The 26,241-nt window shown below is 73.3% G+C and carries 23 protein-coding genes; 14 read left to right on the top strand and 9 right to left on the bottom strand.

The window, feature by feature from the left end:
- Positions 1–9 precede the first annotated feature (9 nt).
- Positions 10–1,011, bottom strand: coding sequence for a hypothetical protein (locus ABZY13_RS19005; protein ID WP_356632105.1), 1,002 nt, complete (start codon positions 1,009–1,011; stop codon positions 10–12).
- Positions 1,012–1,151: 140 nt separating this feature from the next.
- Between ABZY13_RS19005 and ABZY13_RS19000 the strand changes: the two genes are divergently transcribed.
- Complete coding sequence (locus ABZY13_RS19000) at positions 1,152–1,796, top strand: PhzF family phenazine biosynthesis protein (RefSeq protein ID WP_356632103.1); 645 nt, start codon at positions 1,152–1,154, stop codon at positions 1,794–1,796.
- A 193-nt stretch (positions 1,797–1,989) separates the two neighbouring features.
- Here the strand turns inward: ABZY13_RS19000 and ABZY13_RS18995 are convergent, their stop codons facing one another.
- Together ABZY13_RS18995 and map are read right to left on the bottom strand one after the other, a co-directional pair.
- Positions 1,990–2,637 carry a biliverdin-producing heme oxygenase gene (locus ABZY13_RS18995; RefSeq protein ID WP_356632101.1) on the bottom strand — a complete coding sequence of 216 codons (648 nt, stop codon included), beginning with the start codon at positions 2,635–2,637 and terminating at the stop codon, positions 1,990–1,992.
- A 152-nt stretch (positions 2,638–2,789) separates the two neighbouring features.
- Positions 2,790–3,647 carry a type I methionyl aminopeptidase gene (gene map, locus ABZY13_RS18990; RefSeq protein ID WP_356632099.1) on the bottom strand — a complete coding sequence of 286 codons (858 nt, stop codon included), beginning with the start codon at positions 3,645–3,647 and terminating at the stop codon, positions 2,790–2,792.
- A gap of 58 nt (positions 3,648–3,705) precedes the next feature.
- Here map and ABZY13_RS18985 point away from each other — a divergent pair, with 58 nt between their 5' ends.
- Positions 3,706–3,933, top strand: coding sequence for a hypothetical protein (locus tag ABZY13_RS18985; RefSeq protein WP_356632097.1), 228 nt, complete (start codon positions 3,706–3,708; stop codon positions 3,931–3,933).
- 49 nt (positions 3,934–3,982) lie between these two features.
- Here ABZY13_RS18985 and ABZY13_RS18980 read toward each other — a convergent pair whose 3' ends face one another.
- A complete protein-coding gene (locus ABZY13_RS18980) occupies positions 3,983–5,317 on the bottom strand; it encodes an MFS transporter (RefSeq protein ID WP_356632095.1) in 1,335 nt (444 codons plus the stop codon).
- 153 nt (positions 5,318–5,470) lie between these two features.
- Complete coding sequence (locus ABZY13_RS18975; protein WP_356632093.1) at positions 5,471–6,073, bottom strand: hypothetical protein; 603 nt, start codon at positions 6,071–6,073, stop codon at positions 5,471–5,473.
- A 79-nt stretch (positions 6,074–6,152) separates the two neighbouring features.
- Here ABZY13_RS18975 and ABZY13_RS18970 point away from each other — a divergent pair, with 79 nt between their 5' ends.
- Genes ABZY13_RS18970 through ABZY13_RS18960 form a run of 3 tightly spaced genes read left to right on the top strand, consistent with a single transcriptional unit; the run spans position 6,153 to position 8,512 of the window.
- A complete protein-coding gene (locus ABZY13_RS18970; RefSeq protein ID WP_356632091.1) occupies positions 6,153–7,490 on the top strand; it encodes an exo-alpha-sialidase in 1,338 nt (445 codons plus the stop codon).
- The gene (gene npdG, locus ABZY13_RS18965) at positions 7,487–8,272 is read left to right on the top strand and encodes an NADPH-dependent F420 reductase (RefSeq protein ID WP_356632089.1); all 786 of its coding nucleotides are present in this window, start codon (positions 7,487–7,489) and stop codon (positions 8,270–8,272) included. Before ABZY13_RS18970 ends, npdG begins: the two co-directional genes overlap by 4 nt.
- 60 nt (positions 8,273–8,332) lie before the next feature.
- Positions 8,333–8,512, top strand: coding sequence for a hypothetical protein (locus ABZY13_RS18960; protein ID WP_356632087.1), 180 nt, complete (start codon positions 8,333–8,335; stop codon positions 8,510–8,512).
- Positions 8,513–8,514: 2 nt separating this feature from the next.
- Here ABZY13_RS18960 and ABZY13_RS18955 read toward each other — a convergent pair whose 3' ends face one another.
- Positions 8,515–9,315 (bottom strand): site-2 protease family protein, encoded by an 801-nt coding sequence (locus ABZY13_RS18955; RefSeq protein ID WP_356632085.1) that lies wholly within the window; start codon positions 9,313–9,315, stop codon positions 8,515–8,517.
- 311 nt (positions 9,316–9,626) lie between these two features.
- Here ABZY13_RS18955 and ABZY13_RS18950 point away from each other — a divergent pair, with 311 nt between their 5' ends.
- Positions 9,627–12,992, top strand: coding sequence for a BTAD domain-containing putative transcriptional regulator (locus ABZY13_RS18950; protein WP_356632083.1), 3,366 nt, complete (start codon positions 9,627–9,629; stop codon positions 12,990–12,992).
- Between the two features lie 785 nt (positions 12,993–13,777).
- Here ABZY13_RS18950 and ABZY13_RS18945 read toward each other — a convergent pair.
- The 3 genes from ABZY13_RS18945 to panB form a co-directional block, all read right to left on the bottom strand.
- Positions 13,778–14,602 carry an ABC transporter permease gene (locus ABZY13_RS18945; protein ID WP_356632081.1) on the bottom strand — a complete coding sequence of 275 codons (825 nt, stop codon included), beginning with the start codon at positions 14,600–14,602 and terminating at the stop codon, positions 13,778–13,780.
- Positions 14,599–15,654 (bottom strand): ATP-binding cassette domain-containing protein, encoded by a 1,056-nt coding sequence (locus ABZY13_RS18940; protein WP_356632079.1) that lies wholly within the window; start codon positions 15,652–15,654, stop codon positions 14,599–14,601. Before ABZY13_RS18940 ends, ABZY13_RS18945 begins: the two co-directional genes overlap by 4 nt.
- A 225-nt stretch (positions 15,655–15,879) precedes the next feature.
- Positions 15,880–16,755: a 3-methyl-2-oxobutanoate hydroxymethyltransferase gene (gene panB, locus ABZY13_RS18935; protein WP_356632077.1), complete on the bottom strand. Its 876-nt coding sequence runs from the start codon at positions 16,753–16,755 to the stop codon at positions 15,880–15,882.
- A 285-nt stretch (positions 16,756–17,040) separates the two neighbouring features.
- Between panB and ABZY13_RS18930 the strand changes: the two genes are divergently transcribed.
- The 8 genes from ABZY13_RS18930 to ABZY13_RS18895 all read left to right on the top strand — a co-directional run bounded on the left by ABZY13_RS18930 (position 17,041) and on the right by ABZY13_RS18895 (position 26,060).
- Positions 17,041–18,645, top strand: a complete 1,605-nt coding sequence (locus ABZY13_RS18930; protein WP_356632075.1) for an MFS transporter — start codon at positions 17,041–17,043, stop codon at positions 18,643–18,645.
- Positions 18,646–18,849: 204 nt separating this feature from the next.
- Positions 18,850–19,497, top strand: coding sequence for a TetR/AcrR family transcriptional regulator (locus ABZY13_RS18925; protein ID WP_356632073.1), 648 nt, complete (start codon positions 18,850–18,852; stop codon positions 19,495–19,497).
- 231 nt (positions 19,498–19,728) lie between these two features.
- Positions 19,729–20,790 carry an endonuclease/exonuclease/phosphatase family protein gene (locus ABZY13_RS18920; protein WP_356632071.1) on the top strand — a complete coding sequence of 354 codons (1,062 nt, stop codon included), beginning with the start codon at positions 19,729–19,731 and terminating at the stop codon, positions 20,788–20,790.
- Between the two features lie 205 nt (positions 20,791–20,995).
- Complete coding sequence (locus ABZY13_RS18915; protein WP_356632069.1) at positions 20,996–22,234, top strand: MFS transporter; 1,239 nt, start codon at positions 20,996–20,998, stop codon at positions 22,232–22,234.
- A 275-nt stretch (positions 22,235–22,509) separates the two neighbouring features.
- Complete coding sequence (locus tag ABZY13_RS18910) at positions 22,510–23,166, top strand: hypothetical protein (RefSeq protein WP_356632067.1); 657 nt, start codon at positions 22,510–22,512, stop codon at positions 23,164–23,166.
- A gap of 1 nt (position 23,167) precedes the next feature.
- Entirely contained in the window at positions 23,168–23,623 is a 456-nt protein-coding gene (locus ABZY13_RS18905) for a phage holin family protein (RefSeq protein WP_356632065.1), read from the top strand.
- Positions 23,599–24,312, top strand: a complete 714-nt coding sequence (locus tag ABZY13_RS18900; RefSeq protein WP_356632063.1) for a DUF3618 domain-containing protein — start codon at positions 23,599–23,601, stop codon at positions 24,310–24,312. Before ABZY13_RS18905 ends, ABZY13_RS18900 begins: the two co-directional genes overlap by 25 nt.
- A 362-nt stretch (positions 24,313–24,674) precedes the next feature.
- Positions 24,675–26,060 carry a cellulase family glycosylhydrolase gene (locus ABZY13_RS18895; RefSeq protein WP_356632061.1) on the top strand — a complete coding sequence of 462 codons (1,386 nt, stop codon included), beginning with the start codon at positions 24,675–24,677 and terminating at the stop codon, positions 26,058–26,060.
- Positions 26,061–26,241: the final 181 nt, after the last annotated feature.

Here is a 26,241-nt window from a genome sequence, read left to right as displayed (position 1 = left end):
GGGCAGCCGTTACTCGCCCTTCGCGGACGTCAGCCCCTGGATCCGCCCGAGCACGTTCACCCCGGCGTCGCCTGCGCCCCGCTCCGGGGTCAGGGCGACCTGGTTGGAGACGAACTCCATCGTCAGGGACTGCTTGATCTCGCCGGTCGTCAGCGCGAGCACGTTCTTGTTCGGCGTCGGGACCGAGGCGCCGGCCGCGGCCGTCTGCTTCACGAAGTGGCGGGTGGTGAAGAAGACCAGCGCCCCGCCGTCCGCCGTGCGCAGGGCGACCGGGTCGTAGTCGCCGCCGGTCAGCGGCTCGTCCATGTACTGGGTGGCGAGCCCGGGCCGGGTCTCCTTCTTCTCGCGCTCCGCACGCCAGTCGGTGGTGTGCGGGCCGGGCGCGAAGCCGTTGCCGCCGTCCTCCAGGTACGTCGCGTAGTCGCGGCTCAAGTCCTTCGGGGAAACGGCGAGTTCGGGGGAGTCGGCGGGGAGGGCCTCGGCGAATCCGTCCTCGCCGAGCTTGAACTCGGGCACCTTGCCGGGGTCCACGACCGTCAGGTACGACACCTCCCAGCGCTCGTCCAGGCCGTCGCGGGTGAACACCATCAGCCAGCGGTCGTCGTCACCCCGGTTGGCCCGGGCGTCGGCGAGGAACCAGCGGGGCCAGCCCGCCTTCTCAGGGATCGTGTACTCGACGTCCGCGAACTTCAGCGGCGTGTGCGCGGGGTTGCCGGCCGGGTGGTTGACGTGCCCGGCGTTCAGCCGTGCCTCGTCCATGTCGCCGAGAGGGCCGGTGACGTAGGCGGCGTCGAAGGAACTGTCGTACGCCTTGTCGGCCTTGTTGTAGGCGGTGGTGAACTTCCGCAGCGCCTCGGCGGCTTCGGCCTCGGACGTCGCGGGCAGCACCTCGCGCTCGCCGTGGACGACGACGCATCCGCTCGCCGGCAGCGCCAGGAGGGCCAGCGCGGCAGCGGTGAGCGTGTTCCGGTGGTGCCTGTGAAGCCTGTGCGGGCCGCGATCCCTGCTCATCGGGTGTCCTTCACCTTCCCCTTCCCGGAGCCGAACCCTACCGGGGCGCGCCGACACCCGAACGCCGGGACCGGGTACAGCGGCCACACCGTGACCTTGCCGGGCTTCGACCGGCGGTCGCGCGATGCTTCAATTCCCCGGTGACCGATTACGACGTGCTGCGCGTCTTCTGCGCGGCCAACGGGGGCTACGGCAACGAACTCGGCGTCGTCCGCGAGGGCTCGCACGTGCCGGGGCCGGACGAGCGGCAGGCTCTCGCGGCGAAACTCGGGTTCTCCGAGACCGTGTTCGTCGACGACCCCGAGCGCGGCGTCGTCGACATCTACACGCCCGGCGTCCGGCTGGCGTTCGCCGGACACCCCTGCGTCGGCGTGGCCTGGCTGCTCGACGTGCCCGAACTGGTCACCCGCGCCGGGGTGCTGGGAGCGCGGCAGGACGGGGAGTTCAGCTGGATCGAGGCGCGCGCCGAGTGGGCCGCGCCGCGCGTCCTGCGCCAGTACGCCACCGCCGCCGAGGTCGACGACCTGCCGGTGCCGCCGCCGGGGGACTGGATCTACGCCTGGGCCTGGGAGGACGAGGCGGCCGGCCGGATCCGCGCCCGCGGCTTCCCCGGCCGGGGCGACGGCGTCGACGAGGACGAGGCGACCGGCTCCGCCGCCCTCCAGCTCACCGAGCGGCTCGGCCGGGCGCTCAACATCACCCAGGGCGCGGGCTCCCAGATCCTCACCGCACCCCAGCCCTACGGCTGGACCGAGATCGGCGGCAGGGTACGGCTGGAACGCTGACGCCCGACCCGCGCGACGCAGGCGCCCGAGGCGTCCCGGCCGGAGGGGGTCACGGGGCCGGCGGGTCCTTGCTGTCGCGGACGGGGGCGGGTGCACGCGGCGGAACCGAGGGCCGTGCGGGCGGCCCCGCTCACGAGGGACTCTTCCTGAGCGAGCAGCCCGAGAACCGCCCGCACCCGGCGCCTGGCCGATGTCACGCCGACAGCGGGAACTCCTCGCCCAGCGCCCCGAACACCGCCGTGTTCAGGGCGAAAGCCCGCTTGCACTCGGACACGATCCGCTGCCTCTCCAGCTCGTCCGCGGGCAGCGCGTCCAGCAGTTCCCGGTAAGTGCGCTTGAAGGCGGCGGGGTTGGCGATCTCCTCGAAGACGTAGAACCGGACGCCGTCGCCCTTCTTCGCGAAGCCCCACGTCCGCTCCGCGCGGTCGCGGATGATCTGGCCGCCCGAGAGGTCGCCGAGGTAGCGCGTGTAGTGGTGGGCCACATAGCCGCCCGGCCATGCACGGACGCACTCCTCGACCCGCTCCGCGTACGCCCGGGTCACCGGCAGCGCGGTGAGCGTCGAGCGCCAGCCGGGGCCCCGCAGATGCTCCAGGTCCCGCTCCAGCGCGCGCAGCCGGAACAGCTCCGGCCGGATGAAGGGCCCCGCCACCGGGTCGGACGCCAGGCGCCCGGCGCCGCCCTCCAGTGCCGCGTACACGAACCACAGCTGCTCGGTGTAGCGCGCGTAGGCGTTCACGCCCAGCCGGCCGCCGAGCAGGTCGCTCATGAAGGTCGAGGTCTCCGCCTCCACGTGCTGCTCGTGGGACGCGGTCCGGATCACGGTCGAGAAGGAGTCCATGCCGCCCAGTCTCTGTGGTTAGGTTCACCTAAGTCAACGGCTTTCCGACGTCCTGTCGGTAAACCGTACCCGGGGCCGTGCGCGGACGGCGGGCAAGGACGACGGCCCGCTCCCGGGGCGGGAGCGGGCCGGACGGGTCGGCGGCAGGAGCGTTACGGCAGCGTCAGGATCTCCGCGCCCGTCTCCGTCACCACCAGCGTGTGCTCGAACTGCGCGGTCCGCCTGCGGTCCTTCGTCACGACCGTCCAGCCGTCGTCCCACATGTCGTACTCGTGGGTGCCCAGCGTCAGCATCGGCTCGATCGTGAACGTCATCCCCGGCTGCATCACCGTCGTCGCGTGCGGGCTGTCGTAGTGCGGGATGATCAGGCCCGAGTGGAACGACGAGTTGATCCCGTGCCCCGTGAAGTCCCGCACCACGCCGTAGCCGAACCGCTTGGCGTACGACTCGATCACGCGGCCGATGACGTTGACCTGCCGGCCCGGTTTCACAGCCTTGATCGCGCGGTTGAGCGACTCCCGGGTGCGCTCCACCAGCAGCCGGCTCTCCTCGTCCACCTCACCGACCAGGTAGGTGGCGTTGTTGTCGCCGTGCACTCCGCCGATGTACGCGGTCACGTCGAGGTTGACGATGTCACCGTCCCGCAGCACGGTGGAGTCCGGGATGCCGTGGCAGATGACCTCGTTGACCGAGGTGCACAGCGACTTGGGGAAACCGCGGTAGCCGAGCGTGGAGGGATAGGCGCCGTGGTCGCACATGAACTCGTGCGCCACCCTGTCCAGTTCGTCCGTGGTCACGCCCGGCGCGATCAGCTTCGCGGCCTCCGCCATCGCCCGCGCGGCGATCCGGCCGGCGATCCGCATCGCCTCGATCGTCTCCGGGGTCTGCACCTCCGGGCCCGTGTACGGCGTCGGCGCGGGCTTGCCGACGTACTCGGGGCGCCGGATGTTTCCGGGCACGGAACGGGTGGGAGACAGCTCCCCTGGTACGAGCAGCGACTGGCCAGACATGTCAGCGAGTCTAACCAGCGGGCATACGAGACCATGTCCCTGGCGAAAGGAGCCGGTCATGGCCCTGTTCAAGAAGCGCACGGTCGGAAAGCCGGGCGAGTGGTTCTACTGCCTGGAGCACCAGAAGGTCGAGGAGGGGCCGGACTGTCCGGGCAAGGACCGTTTCGGGCCGTACACGAGCCGGGCGGAGGCCGAGCGGGCCATGGCCACCGCCCGCGAACGCAACCTCCAGTGGGAGAACGACCCCCGCTGGCACGACGCCCCCGCCGCGTCCGACGACGACTGAGACGGTGACGCAGACGACGGCTCGCGCCGGCCACGCGGGCGACGGCTGATCAGCCGTTCGCGGGCGGGGCGCCGGCCGTCGCCGCGTCGGCCGCAGCCGCTGAGCGCTGATCGCGCAGCCGGACGGCGTGCTCGTTCGTGCGCACGTCGTACGTCATCAGCTTCGGCAGGCACAGCGCCAGTAGCCCCACCCCGGCCGCGCACAGCAGACCGCCCGACCACACCGACGCCCGCACCCCGGCCAGCGCCGCGACACCGCCCGCGCGGACCTGGCCGAGCTGCGGGCCCACCGAGTACGACAGCAGTTCGATCCCGGCGAGCCGGCCGCGCAGCTCGTCCGGGATCGTCTGGTTCCACATCGCCCCGCGGAAGATGCCGCTCACCATGTCGCAGCAGCCGCCCAGCGCGAGGAACAGCAGCACCAGCCACACGTTCCCGGCGACGCCGGCCGCCGCCATCGCGAGCCCCCACAGCAGCGCCGCCCCGGCGACCATCCGCCCGTGCCGGTGCACCCGCGACGTCCAGCCGCTGGTCAGGCCCACCACCAGCGAGCCCGCCGGAATCGCCGCGTACATCAGGCCCAGCGACCACTCGGCGTCCAGCTCGTCCGCGAGGAACGGCAGCACCGCCAGCGGCATCGCCAGGAACATCGCGGCCAGGTCGATGGCGTACGTGCCGAGCAGCTCCTTGCGCCGCCAGGCGTACGCCGCACCCTCCACGATCGACCGCAGCGACGGCTTGGCCGCCTCCTGAGAGGCGGGGGAGGTGCCGAGCCGCGCGACCAGCAGCACCGACACGGCGAACGTCGCCAGGTCCACCGCGTACGCCCAGCCCAGCCCCGCGTACACGACGACCACGCCGGCCAGCGCCGGCCCCGCGATGCCGCCGACCTGCCAGCGCAGGGCGTTCAGGGCGGTGGCCGCCGGCAGATGCTCGTGCGGCACGATCCGGGGGATCAGCGAGTCCAGGGCGGGGCGCTGGATCGACACCAGCGCCGAACTGAGCGCGGCGATCACGTACAGCGGCCACACCGCGGGGTCCGGCAGCAGCGCGTTGGCCAGCAGCGCCGCGCACAGCACGCCGAGGCCGGCCTCCGTCCACAGGATCAGCCGGCGCTTGTCCAGGGCGTCGGCGAGCGCACCGCCGTACAGCCCGAACACCACCAGCGGCACCAGCTCCACGGCCCCGATCGCGCCCACCGCCGCGGCGGACCCCGTCTCCTCCTTGATCTGCACCGGCAGCGCGACGAACGTCAGAAAGCTGCCGAAGTTGGTGATCAGCCCCGACACCCACAGCCGGCGGAAGTCGCGGGAGACCCGCCAGGGCGCGAGATCGGGCAGCAGGGCGCGCAGCCCGGAGGGCGTGGCGGGGTCGTCGTCCTTCACGAGGGCTCATGCTGGGGCGCACCGGCTGCAGTGGGCAACCAGTTTTCCGGGCGAGGGCTGCCGTGGCGGCCCACGGGCCGGACCGGCGGCGCGGACCGGCGTCGCCCGCCCACCGCCCGGTGGTGCTCGGCGCGGTCACCCACCCGCCGCCGCTCACCACCGCCCCGGTGGCGGGGCCGTCAGGTGGTCGGCCAGGCGGGCCAGGCGGTCGCGCAGGGTGGGGCGGCGTCTCGGGGACGGCAGGGGGTTCTCGCCGGCCGCCGCGCTCACCAGGTGCTGGACCGTGTCCAGGTCCAGCTCGGCGCCCTCCCGCACGGCCAGCGCCTCGTGGGACAGCGAGGCGAGGTCACGGCCGGCCGAGCCGAGGGCGAGGATCGTGGCGCCGGCCCGGCGGGCGTCGTGGACCCGCTCCAGCAGGCCCGCGTCCGGGTCGTCCGGCGACACCACGAGCAGGGTCTCGCCGCGCCGGGCCGCCTCGATGCGGCCGAGGCCCACCGCGAGGTGCGCCGGGTCCGAGGGACGCGCACTGTGGCGGACCAGGGTCGGGGACAGCTCGGGCGTCCCCGACCAGGCGGCCTCGTCCGTGAGGTGGGCCGCCAGATGCCAGGGCTCGTACTCGGGGGTGCCGACCAGCAGGAGCCCGCCGCCGTGCGACACCACCGACCCGCGCAGCGCCCCGGCGAACCTGCGCGTGGCCCCCAGCCACTCCGTCCCGGCGAGGACCTCGCGCAACAGGGCGACCCGTACCGCGTCCATACGGCCGCATCCTGCCGTGAACGGGACACTCGTGACAGGAGTTCGCCGTCGGATTCCCCCGACCGGGTAAGGAGCCGCCATGAGCACCGCCGCCGAGGCCGACCCCGCCGCCGGGACCCACCCCGCCGCGGGGACCGATCCCGCCGCGGGGACCCACCCTGCCGCGGGGACCCACCCTGCTGCGGGGACCGATCCCGCCGCCGGGGCCCACCCTGCCGCGGGGACCGATCCCGCCGCGGGGACCCACCCTGCCGCGGGGACCGATCCCGCCGCCGGGGCCCACCCTGCCACCGGGACCGATCCCGCCGTCCCCTTCGCCGCGGGCAGCGAGGGGCACGCCAGTTACCGCATCCCCGCCGTCGTGCGGACCGCGTCCGGAGCGCTGCTCGCCTTCTGCGAGGGGCGGCTGGAGTCCGCGCGGGACTGGGGGCGCATCCACATCGTGATGAAGCGGTCCACCGACGGCGGGCGCACCTGGGGGCCGCTGAGCGTCGTCGCCGCGAACGGCCCCGACCTCGCCGGCAACCCCGCCCCGGTCGTCCTGGACACCGGCCGCGTCCTGCTCGTCCACGTCCGCTCCGCCGCGAGCGCCGCCGAGCACCTCATCGTGCGGGGCGAGGTGAGCGAGGCCGACGGACGCCGGGTGTGGGTGCAGCACAGCGACGACGAGGGGCACACCTGGTCGGAGCCGCGCGAGATCACCGAACGGGTCAAGGAGCCGGGCTGGCGCTGGTACGCCACCACCCCCGGGCACGGCATCCAGCTGACCGGCGGCCGGGTCGTCGTCCCCGGCAACCACACCCTGCCGCCCGCCGCCGGGGACCTCGGCGACGAGCCGCGGTACAACAACGCCCACTGCCTGCTCAGCGACGACCGGGGCGAGAGCTGGTACCTCGGCCACGTCGACCGGGACACCAGCGGCCACGTCAACGGCAACGAGACCACCGCCGCCGAACTCCCCGACGGCCGCGTCTACTTCAACACCCGCACCGACTCCCTCCGCCCCGGCAACCGCGCCGACGCCCACTCCGCCGACGGCGGCCGCACCCTGCTCGCCCCCTTCCACCCGCAGCCCGGCCTCGCCGGACCCGTCTGCCAGGGCAGCCTCCTGCACCTCGGCGACCCCGACGTGCTGCTCTTCTCCGGGCCCGCCCACCCCACCGGACGCGCCCGGATGACCCTCCGCGCCTCCACCGACGGCGGCGCCACCTGGCACGATGCCCACACCGTCGACGACCGGCCCGCCGCCTACTCCGACCTGGTCCGCGTCGACGCCGACACGGTCGGACTGCTGTACGAGACCGGCGACGCCGGCGCGTACGAGCGGATCGTCTTCCGGCGGATCCCCGTGAGCCGGCTCACCCGACGGGGCGCGGTCGGCGAGGGTCCCGTACCCGGACGTAAAGTCGGCCCATGACCTCTAGCGACAGTTCTCCCGGCACCGCGACCGGCAGCACGGCGGGCACCGCGACCGACAGCGCGACAGGCACCGCGACCGACGGCGCGCACAAGCCCGCGAAGGCGCCCGCCAAGGACCCCTGGGACCTGCCCGACGTCTCCGGACTGGTCGTCGGCGTGCTCGGCGGGACCGGACCGCAGGGCAAGGGCCTGGCCTACCGGCTCGCCAAGGCCGGCCAGAAGGTGATCCTCGGTTCGCGGGCCGCCGACCGTGCGCGGGCCGCCGCCGACGAACTCGGGCACGGCGTCGAGGGCGCCGACAACGCCGAGACCGCCCGGCGCAGCGACATCGTGATCGTCGCCGTCCCGTGGGAGGGGCACGGCAAGACGCTGGAGTCGCTGCGCGAGGAGCTGACCGGCAAGCTCGTCGTCGACTGCGTCAACCCGCTCGGCTTCGACAAGAAGGGCGCCTACGCCCTCAAGCCCGAGGAGGGCAGCGCCGCCGAGCAGGCCGCCGCCCTGCTGCCCGGCTCGCGCGTCACCGCCGCCTTCCACCACCTGTCGGCGGTGCTGCTCCAGGACCCGGAGATCGACGAGATCGACACCGATGTGATGGTCCTCGGTGAGGAGCGCGCCGACGTGGAGATCGTGCAGGCCCTCGCCGGCCGCATTCCCGGGATGCGCGGCATCTTCGCCGGGCGGCTGCGCAACGCCCACCAGGTGGAGTCCCTGGTCGCCAACCTGATCTCCGTGAACCGCCGCTACAAGGCGCATGCGGGCCTCCGCGTCACGGACGTATGACCGCATGGGGGACACTGGTGGACGTCAGCCCAGCAGTGTCCCCGACAGGAGCCGACCGACATGCCCCGCCTCGCCCTCTACACCCTCGTCGTGTGTCTGCTCGCCACCGCCGCGGCCGTGGTCTCCTTCGTCCAGGGCAGCTGGCTGGGGATCGTCTGGGTGCTGATCGCGGGGCTCTCGTCCAACATGACCTGGTACTACATCAAGCGCGGCAAGGCCGGCGCGGCCGCCCGCGACTGACGTCAGGGGCTCGTCTCGCAGTACTCGTTCGCGCCCTGCCAGAACCGGTACAGCTCGTAGCCGCAGTAGGTGTCGGCGTCGGTGATGCCGAGGCCCCGCAGCACGGCGTCGACCATGTCGAAGAACGCGCCGTTCACGGCGGGCACCCACAGCAGCGCGAACACGAACAGCAGGCCGAACGGCGCGAACGGCTCCACCTGCCGGCGCACGCCGTACGACAGCCAGGGCTCGATCACCCCGTAGCCGTCCAGGCCCGGCACCGGGAGGAAGTTCAGGATCGCCGCCGTCACCTGGAGCAGCGCCAGGAACGCCAGCGCGTACCGGAAGTCGCGCGGCACCCCGTCCAGCGCGTCCAGCCAGAACGGGGCCGTGCACACGACGGCGAACAGGACGTTCGTCAGCGGACCGGCCGCCGAGATCAGGCTGTGCTTCCAGCGGCCCCGGATCCGGCCCCGCTCGATGAAGACCGCGCCGCCCGGCAGACCGATCCCGCCCATGATCACGAACAGCACCGGCAGCACGATGCTCAGCAGGGCGTGCGTGTACTTCAGGGGGTTGAGCGTGAGGTAGCCCTTCGCGCCGACCGTGATGTCGCCCCCGTGCAGCGCGGTGCGCGCGTGCGCGTACTCGTGCAGGCACAGGGAGACGATCCACGCCGCCGTCACGAACAGGAACACCGCGACGCCCGGCTGCGCGGCGAACCCGGTCCAGGTGGCCCAGCCCGTGACGGCCGTCACGGCGAGGATGCCGAGGAAGACGGGGCTGACCCGCCGTTCGCCGCGGAGGATGCCGGCAGTGGTCATGGAACGCTCCGGGTGGTGGTGGGCGGCGGCTGGACGGCCCGACCGTACCGGGCGCATGCGGAAAACGTCTCGCGGCGGACGCCGGTTCCTAAGAGGGTGGGCACACATGTCCGAACACCCGTGGGGCGGCCCCGGGAACACGAAGACCCGCAGAGCCCCCGCGAACACGAAGACCCGCAGAGCCCCCGCGAACACGAAAGACCCGCAAAGCCCCCGCGAACACGAAAGACCCGCGTAGAGCCCCCCGCACAGACCCCGCGAAGGACCCTCGCAGACCCCGCGCAGAGCCCTCTCGCAGACCCCCGGAGACAATGAATCCCGTGCGTTACCGCATCCTCGGCACCGCCCAGGCGTTCCGTCCCGACGGCTCCCCCGTCCCGGTCGGCGGGGCACGGCTGCGCGCCCTGCTCACCGTGCTGGCGCTGCGTCCGGGCCGTGCCGTGCCCGCCGGGCTGCTGACCGAGGAGGTCTGGGGCGACGAGCCGCCCGCCGACGCGCCGGGCGCGCTCCAGGCCCTGGTGGGGCGGCTGCGCCGGGCGCTGGGCGCGGACGCCGTGCGTTCCGTGGCGGGCGGCTACCGGCTCGACGCCGGCCCCGACGACGTCGACCTGCACCGCTTCGAGCGGCTCGCCGACGAGGGCGCGCGAGCCCTGGCCGACGGCGACCCCGCCAAGGCCGCCGTCCTGCTCGACGACGCCCTCGCCCTGTGGCACGGGCCCGCCCTCGCCGACCTGCCCGACCGCACCGTCGAGGCCGCCCGCTGCGAGGCCCGCCGGCTGGAGGCGCGGCGTGCCCGGCTCGCGGCCGCGCTCGCGCTGGGCCACGCCGAGCAGGCGCTGCCCGAGCTGACCGCGCTGTGCGACGGGCATCCGCTGGACGAGCCCCTCCAGGCGCTGCGGCTGAGGGCGCTGCGCGAGGCGGGCCGCACCGCCGAGGCGCTGGCCGCCTACGACGCCGTACGGCGGCTGCTCGCCGACCGGCTGGGCTCCGACCCGGGGCCGGAACTGCGCGCGCTGCACGCCGAGTTGCTGCGACCGCCGGAGCCGGGTCTTGAGCCGGAACCGGAACCGGGTCTTGAGCCGTCACCGGCGGCGGGTCTTGAGCCGTCACCGGGTCCGGACCCGCGGTCGGTGTCCGCCGCCGCACCGCCGCCGCCCGCCCGGCCGCCGGGGAACCTGCGGGCCCGGCTCACCTCCTTCGTCGGCCGCGTCGCCGACATCGACGCCATCCGCGCCGACCTCGCCGCCGCCCGGCTGGTCACCCTGCTCGGGCCCGGCGGCGCGGGCAAGACCCGGCTGTCGCAGGAGGCCGCCGAGACCGTGACGGACGCCGCCCGCGACGGGGTGTGGCTGGCCGAACTCGCCCCGGTGGACGACCCGGCGACCGTCCCCGAGGCCGTGCTCACCGCCATCGGCGCCCGCGGAACCGTGTTGCACGGCGCCGGCGCCGAGGAACTGCGCGCCGTCGCCGACCGGCACGACGACCCCGTGGAACGGCTCGTGGAGCACTGCGCCCGCCGCCGGATGCTGATCGTCCTCGACAACTGCGAGCACGTCGTCGCCGCAGCAGCCCGGCTGGTGGAGGAACTCCTCGCCCGCTGCCCCGAGTTGACCGTGCTGGCCACCAGCCGGGAGCCGCTCGGCGTGCCGGGGGAGGTGCTGCGGCCGGTGGAGCCGCTGGAGGAGCCCTACGCGCTCAGGCTGTTCGCCGACCGCGGGGCCGCGGCCCGGCCGGGCTTCCGGGTGGACGACGACCCGGAGGCGTGCGCGGAGATCTGCCGCCGCCTGGACGGCCTGCCGCTGGCCATCGAACTGGCCGCCGCCCGGCTGCGGATGCTCACCCCGCGGCAGATCGCCGACCGGCTGGACGACCGCTTCCGGCTGCTCACCTCGGGCAGCCGCACCGTCCTGCCCCGCCAGCAGACGCTCCGGGCCGTGGTCGACTGGTCCTGGGACCTGCTCGACGCCGGCGAACGCGACGTGCTGAGCCGGCTCTCGGTGTTCGCCGGCGGCTGCGACCTGGCCGCCGCCGAGGCCGTCTGCGGCCCGGCCGCGCTGGAGGCGCTCGGCTCGCTGGTCGACAAGTCGCTGGTGGTGGCCGCTCCGGCGGGCGACGGCACGATGCGCTACCGGCTGCTGGAGACCGTCGCCGAGTACGCGGGCGAACGGCTCGACGAAGCCGGCGGGCGCGAGGAGACCGAGCGCCGGCATCTGACGTACTACCGCGAACTCGCCCGCACCACCGACTCCGCGCTGCGCGGCCCCGGCCAGCTCGCCGCCGTGGAACGCCTGGAACGCGAGTACGAGAACCTGCGCACCGCCCTGCGCCACGCCCTCGCCGCCCGCGACGAGCAGGAGGCGCTGTGCCTGGTGCTGTCGCTGAACTGGTACTGGCGGGTGCGCGACCTGCGCATCGAGTGCCGCACCTGGTGCCGCGAGGTGATGGCGCTCGGCCCCGACCCGTTCGCCGACCCGGTCCGTAGGGCCGCCCCGGTGTGGCAGCGCTGCACCGACGCCCCGCCGCCGATGACCGGCGAGATCCTCGCCGAGGCCCGGCGCGGCGTCCACCTGATGCATCTGGCCTGCATGGACACCGAACTGGACGCCTGGCAGACCCCGCAGGCCCAGCGCAAACTCCGCAACGTCACCGAGGTCTACGAGCCCGGACTGCCGCAGACCTGCCGCAGCCCCGGCATGCTGTGGTTCTACGCCGTGATGCTGACCGGCGACATGGACCGCGTCCGGGCGGTGCTGGACGCGGCCGTCGACACCTGCCGGCGCACCCCCGGCTACGAGTGGGAGCTGGCCGGCAGCCTCCAGATGCGGGTCAACCTCGTCGCCGGCCGGCCCGACTGGGCGGCCGACGCGGCCCGCGACGCCGACGAGTCGCTGGAGATCTACCGGCGGCTCGGCGACTCCTGGGGCGTCGCCGAGGCCCTGATGGCGCGCGGCGAGGCCCGTGAGCAGGAGGGACACTTCCTGCATGCGGCCGCCGACTACGAGGAGGCCATGGAGTACGCCGAGCGGCTCGGGGCGCGCGCCCAGCTCGCGGTCCTCGCGGCCCGGCTCGGCAAGGCGCTGCTGGAGTCCGGGGACCCCGCCGAGTCCGAGCGCGGGGAGCGCGTCCTGCGCGGGGTGATCGACGGGCAGGAGGAGCACGGGCACCTCAACGAGGCGATGCCGGCCGCCCGGGTCTTCCTCGCCGGCTGGCTCGGCGTCACCGGCCGCATCGCCGAGGCGCGCGAGCAGATGCGGCGGCTGCGCGAGGAGTTCACCATCGCGCACTTCGTCGTCTTCGACGCCTTCATCCTCGCCCAGGAGGCCTGGCTGGACACCGTCGACGGCCGGCACGCCGAGGCCCTCGGCAAGGTCCGGCTGGGCCTGGAGCGGTCCGAGGACCCGATGTCGCTGGCCATGGCGCCGACGCTGCGCTCCTCGTTCCTGTCCGTCGCCGCCCACGCCCTGGCCGCCGGCGGCACCGCCCCACGCGACGCCGCCCGTCTGCTGGGCGCGTCCGAGGCCCTGCTGCCACCGGGGCACCGTCCCGCCGGGGTGGAGCGCGAGTGCCGGGCGCAGGTGACGGCGACGGTCCGCGCGTCTTTGGACGCGCCCGCCTTCGAGGCGGCGTACCGGGAAGGGGCCGGGCTGACCTTCCGGGAGGCGGCGGCTCTGGTGTGAGCGGCGGGTGCGGGGCGGCGAGGGGGGCGGTGGGTGCGGGGCGGTGAGTGTGCGGTGGGTGCGGCGGCGGGCGCCGGCGATCGGTGGCGCGGTGCGGTCGTGGCCGGCGCCCCCGGCGCCCCGCTGCCGGGGTGAGCCCGCCCGTCGCCCGTCGCTGACGGTACGGCCCGCCGAGGCCGACGACGGGGCGACGGTGCCGATGGGGCTGACGGTGCCGACGGGGCGACGGTGCCGACGGGGCTGACGGTGCCGATGGCTGACGGTGCCGACGGGGCTGACGTGCCGACGGGGCTGACGTGCCGACGGTGGGAAGCCTGCGGCTTCGGCCCGCGCGAGGCCGCCGAGCCGAAGCGGGCGGGCTTCGCTGGACGACGGCGGGTGCGGGGCGGCTGCGGAACGGCGGTCGGCGTGCACCGACCGCCGGGGGCCGCGCCGTGCCGTGCCGGACCGTGCCGTGCCGTGCCGCGCTGGGCTGTGTCGCGCCGGGCCGGGCCGGGCCGCGCTTGTGCCGGGTCGGGCTGTGCCGGGTCGGGCTGGGTCGGGCCGGGTCGGGCTGTGCCGCGCTGGGCTGTGCCGCGCTGGACCGTGCCGCGCTGGACCGTGCCGTGCCGGGCCGCGTTTGGGCCGTGCCGTGCCGGGCCGTGCCGTGCCGGGCCGCGCCCTGCCGGGCGTGCTGCGTCGGGCCCTGCCGGGCGTGCTGCGTCGGGCCGTGCCGGGCGTGCTGTGCGGCGCCCGGCTGCGACCGACGGGGCGGGGCGCGTCTTGCGCCGCCGCCCCGGTCCGCGTCAGGTCTTCGTGCGGAACTTGTGGATCGCGATCGGCGCCATCACCGCCGTCAGCAGTGCCGACCAGCCCAGGGTGAGCCAGACGTCGTCCGCCACCGGCCCGCTGTCCGTCATCAGGCCGCGCGCCGCGTCGGCCAGGGCGGACAGCGGGTTGTACTCGGTGAAGCCCTGGAGCCAGCCCGGCATCGAGCCGGTCGGGGCGAAGATGGACGAGCCGAACTGGAGCGGCATCAGCACCAGGAAGGCCATCCCCTGCACGGACTGGGCGTCCTTCATGACCACGCCGAGGGTGAGGAACACCCACATCAGCGCCGAGCCGAACACGGCCGACAGCGCCACCGCGGCCAGCAGTCCGAGCCAGTTCGTGACCTCGAAGCCGACCAGCACGCCCACGATCAGCAGGATCGCGGTGGCGACCATCATCCGCGCCAGCTCCACCACTATCTTGGCGAACAGCACCGAGCCGCGGCCTATCGGCAGCGACCGGAACCGGTCCATGACGCCGGAGTTGAAGTCCTGGTTGAACCCGGTGCCCACGCCCTGGGCCATCGTCATGCCCATCATCGCCAGCAGACCCGGCACGACGTACTGCACGTACGCCTCCTGCCCGCCGCCGAGCGCCTGCCCGATCGAGCCGCCGAAGACGTACACGAACAGCAGCGTGAAGACGACCGGGAACAGCACGGCGTCGAACATCGACTGCGGGTCCTGGCGGATCCACAGCAGGTTGCGGCGGATCAGCGCGCCGGTGTGGCGCAGATGACCGCTCAGCGGGATACGGGCGTCGGCCTCGACGCCGGGGGAGGGGACGGCGGCGGCGCTCATACGGCGACCTCCTCGCGGGTGTCGGAGCCGGTGTCGGAAGCGGTGTCGGACCCGGCGCCGGCGCCGGGGTCGTGCTGCGGGCCGCTGGCCCGGTGGCCGGTGAGGGACAGGAACACCTCGTCCAGGCTGGGCAGTTCGGTGGTGACCGAGGCCAGCGTGACGTCCTGCGCCGCCGCCGCGCCCACCACCGCGGTGAGCTGCTCGTCACTGAGGATCGGCACCAGCACGGCCCCGCCCTCGGTGTCCACGGTCGTCGTGGCGATCCCGGTGATGCCCAGCTCGTCCAGTGCCCGGGCCAGCGGCCTCAGCTGCGCCGGGTCGGCCGGCTTCACCCGCAGGGTGCGCCCGCCCACCTTGGCCTTCAGCTCCTCGATCCGGCCGCCCGCGACGACCTTGCCGCGGTCGACCACGGTCAGCTCGGACGCCAGCTGCTCGGCCTCCTCCATGTACTGCGTGGTCAGCAGCACGGTCACCCCGTCGCCGACCATCCGCTGGACCTCCTCCCAGACCTCGTTGCGGGTCCGCGGGTCCAGTCCGGTGGTGGGCTCGTCCAGGTAGAGCACCTTGGGCCGGCCGGTCATCGACGCGGCCAGGTCGAGCCGCCGCCGCATGCCGCCGGAGTAGGTGGACGCGGGCCGCCTGGCCGCATCGGTCAGCGAGAACCGCTCCAGCAGCTCGTCCGCCCGCGCCCGCGCCTCCTTGCGGGACAGGTCGAGCAGCCGCCCGATCATGTACAGGTTCTCCCAGCCCGGAAGCTTCTCGTCGACGGAGGCGTACTGCCCGGTCAGCCCGATCACCCGGCGCAGCTGCCGGGGCTGCCGTACGACGTCGTACCCGGCGACGACCGCGTGGCCGGCGTCGGGGGCGAGCAGGGTGGACAGAATCCGGACCAGGGTCGTCTTCCCCGCGCCGTTCGGCCCGAGCACCCCCATCACGGTGCCCTCGCGCACATCCAGGTCGACCCCGTCCAGCGCCTTGGTCTCGCCGTAGTGCTTGACCAGCCCCCGCACGGTGACCGCCGTGCCGCTGGTTTCCTTGTCGATGCGTGTCATGAGGGGCACTGTGCCAGCCCCCACCGACAAACCGCCGACAGGGCGCCGACAGCCCCATGAACGCCGACAGGGCCCCGACGGGCCCACACGGGTGCGCCCCGCGAAGAACACCGGCCCCGCCGACGGGGGATGATCGGCGGGACCGGTGTCGTATCCACAGTGGCTCTGGCGCGAGCGCGCGATGCGGCTCGCGGCGGCTCGGGACGGCCGGGAAGCCGGGACGGCTCAGTGGACGGAGTGCTCCTCCAGCGGGAACGTTCCGCCGACGACGTCCTCGGCGAACGCCTGCACCGCGTCGCCCATGACCCGGCGCAGATCGGCGTACTGCTTCACGAACTTCGGCACCCGGCCACCGGTCAGCCCGAGCATGTCGGTCCACACCAGCACCTGCGCGTCCGTCTCCGGGCCCGCGCCGATGCCGACGGTCGGGATGTGCAGGGTGCGGGTCACCTCGGCCGCGAGCTCCGCCGGCACCAGCTCCAGCACCACCGCGAACGCGCCCGCGTCCTGCACGGCCTTGGCGTCGCGCAGCAGCTGCTGGGCCGCCTCCTCGCCGCGGCCCTGGACGCGGTAGCCCATGGCGTTGACGGACTGCGGGGTCAGGCCGATGTGCGCCATCACCGGGATGCCGGACTCCACCAGCAGCCGGATCTGCTCGTGCGAGCGCTCGCCGCCCTCCAGCTTGACGGCCTGCACGCCCGCCTCCTTCACCAGCCGGGTCGCCGAGCGCAGCGCCTGCACCGGCCCTTCCTGGTAGGAACCGAACGGCAGGTCGCCGACGATGAGGGCGCGCCGGGTGCCGCGGACGACCGCCGCGGACAGGAGGGTCATCTCGTCGAGGGTGACGGGCACGGTCGTCTCGTACCCGAGGTGGCAGTTGCCCGCCGAGTCGCCGACGAGCAGCACCGGAATGCCGGCCTCGTCGAACACGGACGCGGTCATGGCGTCGTAGGCGGTGAGCATGGGCCACTTCTCGCCGCGCTCCTTGGCGGCGGCGATGTCGCGGACCGTGACACGCCGGGTGCTCTTGCCTCCGTACAGCGCCCTGCTGCCGTCGGAGGGACCCGTTCGCCCGGTCTGGGCAGCCGAAAGCTGCGTCATTGCAACGGCTCCTAACGTCATCTCGAGGCGCCCTGACGGCGTCCCCGGATCCCTTCCATGGTGGCACCTCGTGCCAGGGAGGGCCAGGGGGGCCATTCGGACAGTGCCCGCGGGGCCGGTCGGTCGGTGTCCGCAGTGGCCGTCGGCCGGTGTCCCCAAGGGCCGTCGGCAGTTTCCCGGGGAGCCGTCGGGCAGTTTCCGGAGGAGCCGCCGGACGGTAAGAAGCCAGCAAGGGAGTTCCGATACGGTTCCGTCTCGTATCGTAATTCTTCTACGCTGGCGGACATGACCACACCACCGGCCACCGCCGCTCGTCGCATGCCCGAATCGGTGCACCGCCGCCGCTGGGCCATCCTCGGCGTGCTCATGCTGAGCCTGCTGATCGTGGTGCTCGACAACTCGATCCTGAACGTCGCCGTCAAGACGATCGCCACCCCGGCCCCCACCGGCATCGGCGCCACCCAGGGCGAGCTGGAGTGGGCGATCAACTCGTACACCCTGGTCTTCGCCGGCCTGCTGTTCAGCGCCGGCCTCCTCGGCGACCGGCTCGGCCGCAAGAAGGTGCTGCTCGGCGGGCTCGTCGTGTTCGGCGCCGGCTCCGCGCTCGCTGCCTTCTCCGGCTCGCCGGGCGAGCTGATCGCCTTCCGCGCGGTGATGGGTCTCGGCGCGGCGTTCGTGATGCCGGCCACCCTCGCCGTGCTGATGCACGTCTTCGAACGCGACGAGCAGCCCAAGGCCATCGGCATCTGGGCCGGCGGCGTCGGCCTCGCCATCGCCATCGGCCCGATCACCGGCGGCGTACTGCTGGACCACTTCTGGTGGGGCTCGGTCTTCCTCGTCAACGTGCCGATCGTGGTCATCGCCGTCGCGCTGATGGTGTGGCTGGTTCCCGACTCCCGCGACCCGAATCCCGGCCGCGTCGACCCCGTCGGCGTGCTGCTCTCCGTCGCCGGGCTCGTCCTGCTCGTCTACGGGGTGATCGAGGGCGGCCGGCTCGCCGACTTCGGCGACCCGACGGTGCTCGGCACGATCGGCGCCGGGCTCGCCGTCCTCACGGCCTTCGTCCTGTTCGAGAAGCGCAGCGACCATCCGTCCCTGGACGTCACCCACTTCCGCGACAAGGTGTTCTCCGCCGCCGTCTGCGCCATCGCCCTGGTCTTCTTCGCCCTCATGGGCGTGACGTTCTTCGCCGTCTTCTACACCCAGAGCGTGCGCGGCTTCTCCCCTTTGAAGACGGGCCTGCTCCTGCTGCCGCTGGCCGTCGCCCAGTTGATCTTCGCCCCGCGCGCCCGGCTCGTGGTCGACCGCTTCGGCAACCGGGCCACCACCACCGCCGGCATGCTGACCGTCGCCGCGGCACTGGCCGCGTTCGCCACGCTCGACGCGGACACCCCGCTGTGGATCCTGGAACTGATCTTCTTCCTGATGGGCGCCGGCATGGCGCACATCATGACCCCCACCAGCGTCGTCATCATGCAGTCCCTGCCCCGCGAGAAGGCCGGCTCCGCCTCCGCCCTCAGCAACACCTTCCGCCAGGTCGGCGGCGCGCTCGGCATCGCGGTCCTCGGCTCGGTCCTCTCCGCCGCCTACCGCACCGCCGTCGAGGACGACCTCGGCCCCGTGCCGGCCGGACTGCGCCACTCCGCGGGCGAGTCCATCGAGGCCACCCTCGCCGCCGCCGCGCGGCTCGGCCCCGAGGGCCGCGCCCTCGTCGCCCCCGCCCACGACGCCTTCCTGCACGCCATGCACCTCACGGCCCTGTGCGGGGCGGGCGTCGCGCTGGCCGGATCGGTCGTCGTGGCCCTCTTCCTGCCGGGCCGCCGGACGGCCGGACAGTCGCGACCGGAGGGGGAGTTGGCGGACGCCACGGCGACGGCCCCGGAAAAGTGACGGGAAGCGCCCGCGCCGGCCCGGCGCCTGCGAAAATCACCGACAAGCACATCAGTGACACCCGAAGCCATCGGTACACCGGAAACCCATCGGTCACACCGAAAAGCCCATGGTCACACCGGAAAGCCCATCGGTAACGCCGCCCACCGCACCGGCAACACCGAAAACCGAGCCACAGCGCGGGAGAAGAAGGAGGAGGTCGCCGTGAGCCGCCTCGCCGAGACGGGACCCGGGCCGGAAGCCGCCGCTCCCACCCGTGGCCGCCCTCGCAGCGAGGCCGTCGAACGGGCCATCGTGGAGGGCACGATGAGACTCCTGGAAGAGGGCGTCCCGCTCGCCGAACTCTCCATCGAGCGCATCGCCCGTACCGCCGGCGTCGGCAAGGCCGCCATCTACCGCCGCTGGAGAGGCAAGGAGGAACTCTTCGTCGACGTCGTCCGCACCGCCGAACCCCCCGACCCGCAGCTCCCCGGCACCTCCCTGCGCGACGACCTCGTCGTCCTGCTCGACACCCAGCGCCGCCGCGGCCTGGCCAACCGCTCCTCCACGATCCTGCACAACGTCCACGCACAGATGAAGAGCAGCCCGAAGATATGGGCCGCCTACCACGGCACCGTCATCGCCCCGCGCCGCCGACGCTGCCTGGAGGTGCTGCGACGCGGCCAGGAGAACGGCGAACTGCGCGCCGACGTCGACCCGGAGCTGATCCACGACATGGTCATGGGCCCCATGCTGGTGCGCACCCTGCTGCGCCCCGACGCCGACCTCCCCGAGGACCTCGCCGAGCAGCTGGTCGACACCCTCCTCGCCGGCCTACGCCCCGTCAGCCGGCCGGAGGGATCGGCGCGATGAGCGCGGACGGAGGATGCGGGCGGAGTGTGCAGGCGGAGTGCGGGCGGAGTGTGCGTCTTTCGTCACAGACACCGTGGCCGCCGCCGGGAGCAGGAACTGCGGGCGTGGCCGAGTTCGTCCTCGTGCCCGTACGGCCGTCCCCGGACGGCAGGAACGGAACCGATCATCCCCTAGGGTCGTACCCAGGCACGGGGGGACGACGGTATGCACGGCAGGTAGCGAGGCGACGGTATGGCGCAACAGGCGTACGTGACGGAGACGGACAACGGCGGCTCGGAGCACGAGCGGCGTGATTCCGGGCTTCGGCAGCGGGCGGCCCGCCTCGTCGGGCGCGTGAGCGACGCCTGGCGCGGCGACCCGCGGATCTGGCGGCGCGGTCTGATCCTGGCCGCGGTCGCGGTGCTGCTGGCCCTGGTGATGCTGGTCCACGCGCACATCCCGAACCGGTTCGGCAACCTCGGCAGCCTCACCGAGACCTTCCTGCCCTGGCTCGGCCTGTTCGTCCCGCTGCTGCTCCTGCTCGCCCTGGTGCGCCGATCCGCCACCGCCCTCGTCGCGGTCCTGATCCCGGCCGTGGTGTGGCTGAACCTCTTCGGCGGGCTGCTCACCGACAAGGCGGCCACCGGCGGCGACCTCACCGTCGTCACGCACAACGTCAACGCCGACAACCCCGACCCGTCCGGCACCGCCCGCGACGTGGCCGCCTCCGGCGCGGACGTGCTGGCGCTGGAGGAGCTGACCGCCGGGGCGGTGCCGGTGTACGAGCAGGCGCTGAAGCCGGCGTACCGGTACCACGCGGTGCAGGGGACGGTCGGGCTGTGGAGCAAGTACCCGGTCAGCGACGTGCGGTCCGTCGACATCAAGCTCGGCTGGACCCGCGCCATGCGGGCCACGGTCACCACGCCGCAGGGCCGGATCGCCGTCTACGTCGCCCATCTGCCGTCGGTCCGGGTGAAGCTGAAGGCCGGCTTCACCGCCCGGCAACGCGACACCAGCGCCGACGCGCTCGGCGAGGCCATCGCCGACGAGCGGATCGACCGGGTCGTGCTGCTCGGCGACCTCAACGGCACCATGAACGACCGCGCGCTCAACGCCGTGACCGCCCAGATGCGTTCCACGCAGGGCGCGGCGGGAAGCGGCTTCGGCTTCAGCTGGCCGGCGTCGTTCCCGATGGCCCGCATCGACCAGATCATGGTCCGCGACGTCGAGCCGCTCAGCTCCTGGACGCTGCCGCAGACCCCGAGCGACCACCTGCCGGTGGCGGCGCGGGTGGATCTGGGCGACGGTTCCTGACCCGAGGGGATCACTGAGCCGCAGGGGCCGAGGGATCCGAACGGGGCCAGGCAGCTGCAGGGTGTCGTGGGAATCCGCACGGAGCTGCGGGGATTCTCGAGCTGCACGGCATTTCTTCACCTGTCGGAATACGGGAGGTGGGGGCTTTGTTCCGTCGGTGAACATATGCTGGGCGGAACCGCTCCACGTCTCGAAAGGCCCCCTCATGCCCCTGGCCCTGCTCGCCCTGGCCGTAGGCGCCTTCGGCATCGGCACCACCGAGTTCGTCATGATGGGGCTGCTCCCCGACGTCGCGGACGACCTCGGCGTCTCCGTCCCGTCCGCCGGCCACCTCGTCTCCGCCTACGCGCTCGGCGTCGTCATCGGCGCCCCGCTGCTGGCCGCGGCCACCGCCCGGTTGTCGCGGCGCACCGTCCTGATCGGCCTGATGGTCCTGTTCGTGGCCGGAAACTGCCTGTCGGCCCTCGCGCCGGACCACCACTGGCTGCTGGCGGCCCGGCTCCTCAGCGGCCTGCCGCACGGCGCCTTCTTCGGCGTGGGCGCCGTCGTGGCCGCGAGCATGGTCGCGCCCGAGCGCAGGGCCCGCTCCGTCTCCCTGATGTTCCTCGGGCTCACCGTCGCCAACATCGCGGGCGTGCCCGCCGCCACGCTCATGGGCCAGCACTTCGGCTGGCGGGCGACCTTCCTCGCCGTCGGCGTCATCGGCCTCGCGGCGATCGCGTCGCTCGCCGCCCTGATCCCGCACGACCGCCCCGACGCCGCGACGGTCGGCCTGCGCGGTGAACTGGCCACCCTGAAGTCCCTGCCGATGTGGCTGGCGCTCGGCACGACGATCGCCGGCTTCGGCGCGCTGTTCTCGGCGTACAGCTACATCACGCCGATGCTCACCGACTCCGCCGGGTACGCCGAGAGCAGCGTGACCCTGCTGCTCGCGCTGTTCGGCGTCGGCGCGACGATCGGCAACCTGCTGGGCGGCAGGCTCACCGACCGCTCCCTGCGCGGCACCCTCTTCGGCGGCCTCGTCTCGCTGATGGCCGTACTGGTCCTGTTCCCGGTGCTGATGTCGGCCCAGTGGAGCGCCGCCCTCGCGGTCACTCTCCTCGGTGTGGCCGCCTTCGTCACCGGCTCTCCCCTCCAGCTGATGGTGATGGAGAAGGCCGCCGCGGCCCCGTCCCTGGCCTCCTCCGCCAACCAGGCCGCCTTCAACCTCGCCAACGCCGGCGGGGCCTGGATCGGCGGCGTCACCCTCGCCGCGGGTCACGGCCCGACGTCACCGGCGACGGCGGGCGCGGGCCTGGCGGCGCTGGGCCTGGCGGTTGCGGGAGTGGCGTGGGCGGTGGACGGACGCCGATCGGCCGCTACGGCGGGGCAGGAGCGGGTGGTGGCGGGGCGGAAGCCGGGTGGCGTGGCGGCGGAGGTGGAGGCGGAGACGGCGCGGGGGTGAGACGTACGGCGCCGAGGGGGGTGTACGGCGTCGGGGGCGGGGTGGGACGTGCGGTGTCGACGGGGATGGCTTTCGCCTCCTGCGCGACGGTGCGATTGCGCGACGGTGGTGCGACCCCGTGCCCGGCCCGAACATGTGCGGCCCGCGGAGTGTGTCAAAACCTCATAAGGGGCGACTCGGGGTGAGACGGACGGCTGTGTGCCGCCCCGGCGTACGACTCCCGTACGTGCGGGGGCGGGGCCGTTCGCAGGACATCCGATGGAGGGAAGTCGCCGATGAGTGAGTCCGTACACACCCCATCCGGGAGCACCGGAGAGAAGGTCAAGGCAGAGACCTCCGCGACGGCCGGCCAGGCCAGGCAGGCGGCGACCCAGGTCGCCGGAACCGCTGCGGACCAGGCGCGGACCGTGGTCGGCGAGGCGCGGAAGCAGACCGGCACGGTCGTCGAGGACCTGCGCGGCCGAGTGAAGGACGAGGCGGAAGGACAGGCCAAGCGCGCGGCCGACGCGCTGCGCCAGTGGGCCGGGGACCTCTCCGACCTGGCCGCGCACGCCGAGAAGGACTCGCCCGCCCGCAGCCTCGCGGCCCAGGCGGGCGACCGGGGACAGCGCGCGGCCGACTACCTGGAGAGCAAGGGCGTGGAGGGACTCCTCTCCGACCTTCAGGGCTTCGCCCGACGCCGTCCCGGCGCCTTCCTCGGCGGCGCGCTGGTGGCCGGAATGGCCGTCGGCCGACTGACCAAGGCCGCGAAGACCGCATCCCAGGGGAATGGATCAGGAGGGAACGGATCCGGCCAAGGACGGCAGCAGGTTCCCGTCGCCCCGGCGCCGGGCGAGGGCGCGCTGACGCCGCCGGCCCCGCCGCCCGCCGCGCCGCCCACCGTCGGCACCCCGCCGGCCGGAACCGTGGGCCGCCCGTTCCCGGAGGCGTGAGATGGCGACGATGACACCCAGGACGTCGACGTCACCCGGGCCGGCGGCGTCCCGGCCGGTCGAACCGCAGCAGGTGGAGCAGGAAAGGTCCGTCGGCGAGCTGCTCTCCACGGTGACCTCGGACCTCCAGGACCTCTTCCGCCAGGAGGTCGCCCTGGCCAAGGCCGAGATCAAGGAGGAGGGATCCCGGGCGGGCAAGGCCGCCGGAATGCTGGGCGGCGCGGGATTCGCCGGCTATCTGGTGCTCCTGTTCCTGTCCCTGGCGCTGATGTTCGGCCTGGCCAACGTGATGGACGAGGCGTGGGCCGCCCTGATCGTCGCCGCGCTGTGGGGCATCGCCGCCGCCGTGCTGTACACGCAGGGCCGCACCCGGATGCGCAGCGTCTCCCCGAAGCCCGAGCGAACCGTCGAGACCATGAAGGAGAACGCGGAATGGGCACGTCACCCGACCAAATGAGGGCCGAGATAGAGGCCACGCGGCACCGGCTGTCCGAGGACGTGGACCGGCTCGCCGACCGGACCAGCCCCCGCCGCATGGTCCACCGTCGCAAGGCGCGGGTGCGCGGCGCGGTGTCGGGCCTGCGGGAGCGCGTGATGGGCACGACCTCGCACACCGCGCACGGCATGGCCGAAACCGCTCGCTCGGCGTCCGACTCGGTGCAGGAAGGCACCGGACGCGCGGCCGACTCGGCGCGCGAGACCGCCGGGCAGGTGGCCGACTCGACCCGTGAGGCCGTCGGCCAGGCGGGGCAGGCCGTGCAGCAGGCGCCCGAGATGGCACGCCGGCAGACCCAGGGCAACCCGCTGGCCGCCGGTCTGGTCGCCTTCGGCACCGGCCTGCTGGTCTCGTCCCTCCTGCCCGCCTCCAAGGTCGAGCAGGAGAAGGCGTCCCAGCTGATGGAGCGCGGCGGAGAGGCGCTTGAGCCGGTGAAGCAGGCCGCCGCCGAGTCCGCGCAGCACCTGAAGGAGGGCGCCAAGGAGGCCGCCCAGAGCGCGGCCGCCGAGGTGAAGGACACCGCTCAGCAGGCCGCCCGGACCACGCAGGACGAGGCGCGCGACCGGGCCGGCCAGGTCACCGACCAGGCTCGCGACTCCGGCCGCAACCTCGCGGACGAGGCCCGCGACCGCTCACCCGGACCGGGCTGAGGCGGGCGCCCCGGACGGCTCCGGACCGGGCCGAGGCGGGATGCCTCCGACCGCTCCGGACCGGGCCGAGGCGGCACGCCCTGCCCCACCCCGATTGGCGAGAAAGAGCCTTGTCCCCGGCCCAACACGGGCCGGGGACAAGGCTTTTCCCGTGCGACGGGGCGAGGTGTCCTCGACAGGGGCGTACGGGACGCCGTTGCAGTCCGGCCTCCCGGCCGCCGTCCGGGCTGTCATGCCCTCGTCCATCGAATGCGTCCGTCGAATGCCTATACGCGCCTCCGCACACCGGTGTACGGTCTCGGACCGATGGGCCTTGGGAGCGCTCCCATCGCGTGTTTCCGCTTCGCACGAGGAGGAACGCTTTGAAACGCTTTTTGGCTTTGCTGGCGACCGGCGCGACAGGTCTCGGCCTCATGACCGTCGCCAGCACCGAGGCGTCGGCCGCCGCCGGATGCCGGGTCGACTACACCGTCACCAGCCAGTGGCAGGGCGGTTTCCAGGCCGGGGTGAAGGTCACCAACCTGGGCGACCCCGTCTCCGGATGGACGCTGAAGTTCACCATGCCTGAATCCGGGCAGAAGATGGTCCAGGGCTGGAACGCCACCTGGTCCCAGTCCGGGGCCACGGTCAGTGCCGCCAACGTCGACTGGAACCGCACGCTCGCCACCGGGGCGTCGGCCGACCTGGGCTTCGTGGGGTCGTTCACGGGCGCCAACCCGAAGCCCACGTCCTTCACGCTCAACGGCGTGACCTGCACGGGCTCGGTCACCGACCCGCCCACGGACCCGCCGACCGACCCGCCCACGACCGGCACCCCGGTGGGCATCAACGGGCAGCTGAAGGTCTGCGGGGTCAACCTCTGCAACCAGTACGGCAAGCCCATCCAGCTGCGCGGCATGAGCACGCACGGCATCCAGTGGTTCAGCAAGTGCTACAACAACGCGTCCCTGGACGCGTTGGCGAAGGACTGGAAGTCGGACCTGTTCCGCATCGCCATGTACGTGCAGGAGCAGGGCTACGAGACCGACCCGGCCGGCTTCACCGCCCGGGTGAACAGCCTGGTCGACATGGCCGAGGCCCGCGGCATGTACGCGATGATCGACTTCCACACGCTGACGCCGGGCGACCCGAACTACAACCTCGACCGCGCGAAGACCTTCTTCGCGTCCGTCGCCGCCCGCAACGCCAACAAGAAGAACGTCATCTACGAGATCGCCAACGAGCCCAACGGCGTGAGCTGGACGGCCATCAAGAACTACGCCGAGCAGGTCATCCCGGTCATCCGCGCCGCCGACCCGGACGCCGTGATCATCGTCGGCACCCGCGGCTGGTCCTCGCTGGGCGTCTCCGACGGCTCCAACGAGAGCGAGGTCATCAACAACCCGGTGAACGCGACCAACATCATGTACGCGTTCCACTTCTACGCCGCGAGCCACCAGGACAACTACCGTGCCGCGGTGAGCCGGGCGGCGTCGAAGCTGCCGCTGTTCGTCACCGAGTTCGGCACGGTGAGCTACACCGGTGGCGGCGCGGTGGACCGCGCGAGCAGCACCGCGTGGCTCGACCTGCTCGACCAGCTGAAGATCGGCTACGCGAACTGGACGTACTCGGACGCCAATGAGGGCAGCGCGGCGTTCAAGCCGGGCACCTGCAACGGCACCGACTACAGCAGCAGCGGCGTGCTGACCGAGTCGGGCGCGCTGATCAAGAGCCGGATCAGCACGGCGGACAACTTCCCCACCAGCTGACACAACGACGGGGCTCCGGCGCTGCTGGAGCCCCGTCTCTCCGACCGTGATTGGGAGCGCTCCCAAACTCCCGACATTCCGCATGTCCCACACTTCCCCCCACGGCACCCCCTGCCGCAGTGAGGACCGCGCAGCCGTCGGCTCGCGGTACGCCTCCGACGAGGACGGCCCCGTCACCCAC

It is taken from the genome of Streptomyces sp. NPDC006610 (genome assembly GCF_040611575.1).
Taxonomy (GTDB): Bacteria; Actinomycetota; Actinomycetes; order Streptomycetales; family Streptomycetaceae; genus Streptomyces.
The sequence above is the reverse complement of the archived record's forward strand: the minus strand, read 5'-3'. Positions and strand labels throughout refer to the sequence as shown.

What these genes read in the sequence shown, in the direction of transcription:
- ABZY13_RS18940 (WP_356632079.1), bottom strand. Translation starts at nt 15,654, where the DNA reads ATGACACGCATCGACAAGGAAACCAGCGGCACGGCGGTCACCGTGCGG.
- ABZY13_RS18920 (WP_356632071.1), top strand. Translation starts at nt 19,729, where the DNA reads ATGGCGCAACAGGCGTACGTGACGGAGACGGACAACGGCGGCTCGGAG.
- ABZY13_RS18930 (WP_356632075.1), top strand. Translation starts at nt 17,041, where the DNA reads ATGACCACACCACCGGCCACCGCCGCTCGTCGCATGCCCGAATCGGTG.
- ABZY13_RS18985 (WP_356632097.1), top strand. Translation starts at nt 3,706, where the DNA reads ATGGCCCTGTTCAAGAAGCGCACGGTCGGAAAGCCGGGCGAGTGGTTC.
- npdG (WP_356632089.1), top strand. Translation starts at nt 7,487, where the DNA reads ATGACCTCTAGCGACAGTTCTCCCGGCACCGCGACCGGCAGCACGGCG.
- ABZY13_RS18915 (WP_356632069.1), top strand. Translation starts at nt 20,996, where the DNA reads ATGCCCCTGGCCCTGCTCGCCCTGGCCGTAGGCGCCTTCGGCATCGGC.
- panB (WP_356632077.1), bottom strand. Translation starts at nt 16,755, where the DNA reads ATGACGCAGCTTTCGGCTGCCCAGACCGGGCGAACGGGTCCCTCCGAC.
- map (WP_356632099.1), bottom strand. Translation starts at nt 3,647, where the DNA reads ATGTCTGGCCAGTCGCTGCTCGTACCAGGGGAGCTGTCTCCCACCCGT.
- ABZY13_RS18995 (WP_356632101.1), bottom strand. Translation starts at nt 2,637, where the DNA reads ATGGACTCCTTCTCGACCGTGATCCGGACCGCGTCCCACGAGCAGCAC.
- ABZY13_RS18975 (WP_356632093.1), bottom strand. Translation starts at nt 6,073, where the DNA reads ATGGACGCGGTACGGGTCGCCCTGTTGCGCGAGGTCCTCGCCGGGACG.
- ABZY13_RS18910 (WP_356632067.1), top strand. Translation starts at nt 22,510, where the DNA reads ATGAGTGAGTCCGTACACACCCCATCCGGGAGCACCGGAGAGAAGGTC.
- ABZY13_RS18900 (WP_356632063.1), top strand. Translation starts at nt 23,599, where the DNA reads ATGGGCACGTCACCCGACCAAATGAGGGCCGAGATAGAGGCCACGCGG.
- ABZY13_RS18955 (WP_356632085.1), bottom strand. Translation starts at nt 9,315, where the DNA reads ATGACCACTGCCGGCATCCTCCGCGGCGAACGGCGGGTCAGCCCCGTC.
- ABZY13_RS18970 (WP_356632091.1), top strand. Translation starts at nt 6,153, where the DNA reads ATGAGCACCGCCGCCGAGGCCGACCCCGCCGCCGGGACCCACCCCGCC.
- ABZY13_RS18905 (WP_356632065.1), top strand. Translation starts at nt 23,168, where the DNA reads ATGGCGACGATGACACCCAGGACGTCGACGTCACCCGGGCCGGCGGCG.
- ABZY13_RS18945 (WP_356632081.1), bottom strand. Translation starts at nt 14,602, where the DNA reads ATGAGCGCCGCCGCCGTCCCCTCCCCCGGCGTCGAGGCCGACGCCCGT.
- ABZY13_RS18960 (WP_356632087.1), top strand. Translation starts at nt 8,333, where the DNA reads ATGCCCCGCCTCGCCCTCTACACCCTCGTCGTGTGTCTGCTCGCCACC.
- ABZY13_RS19005 (WP_356632105.1), bottom strand. Translation starts at nt 1,011, where the DNA reads ATGAGCAGGGATCGCGGCCCGCACAGGCTTCACAGGCACCACCGGAAC.
- ABZY13_RS18950 (WP_356632083.1), top strand. Translation starts at nt 9,627, where the DNA reads ATGAATCCCGTGCGTTACCGCATCCTCGGCACCGCCCAGGCGTTCCGT.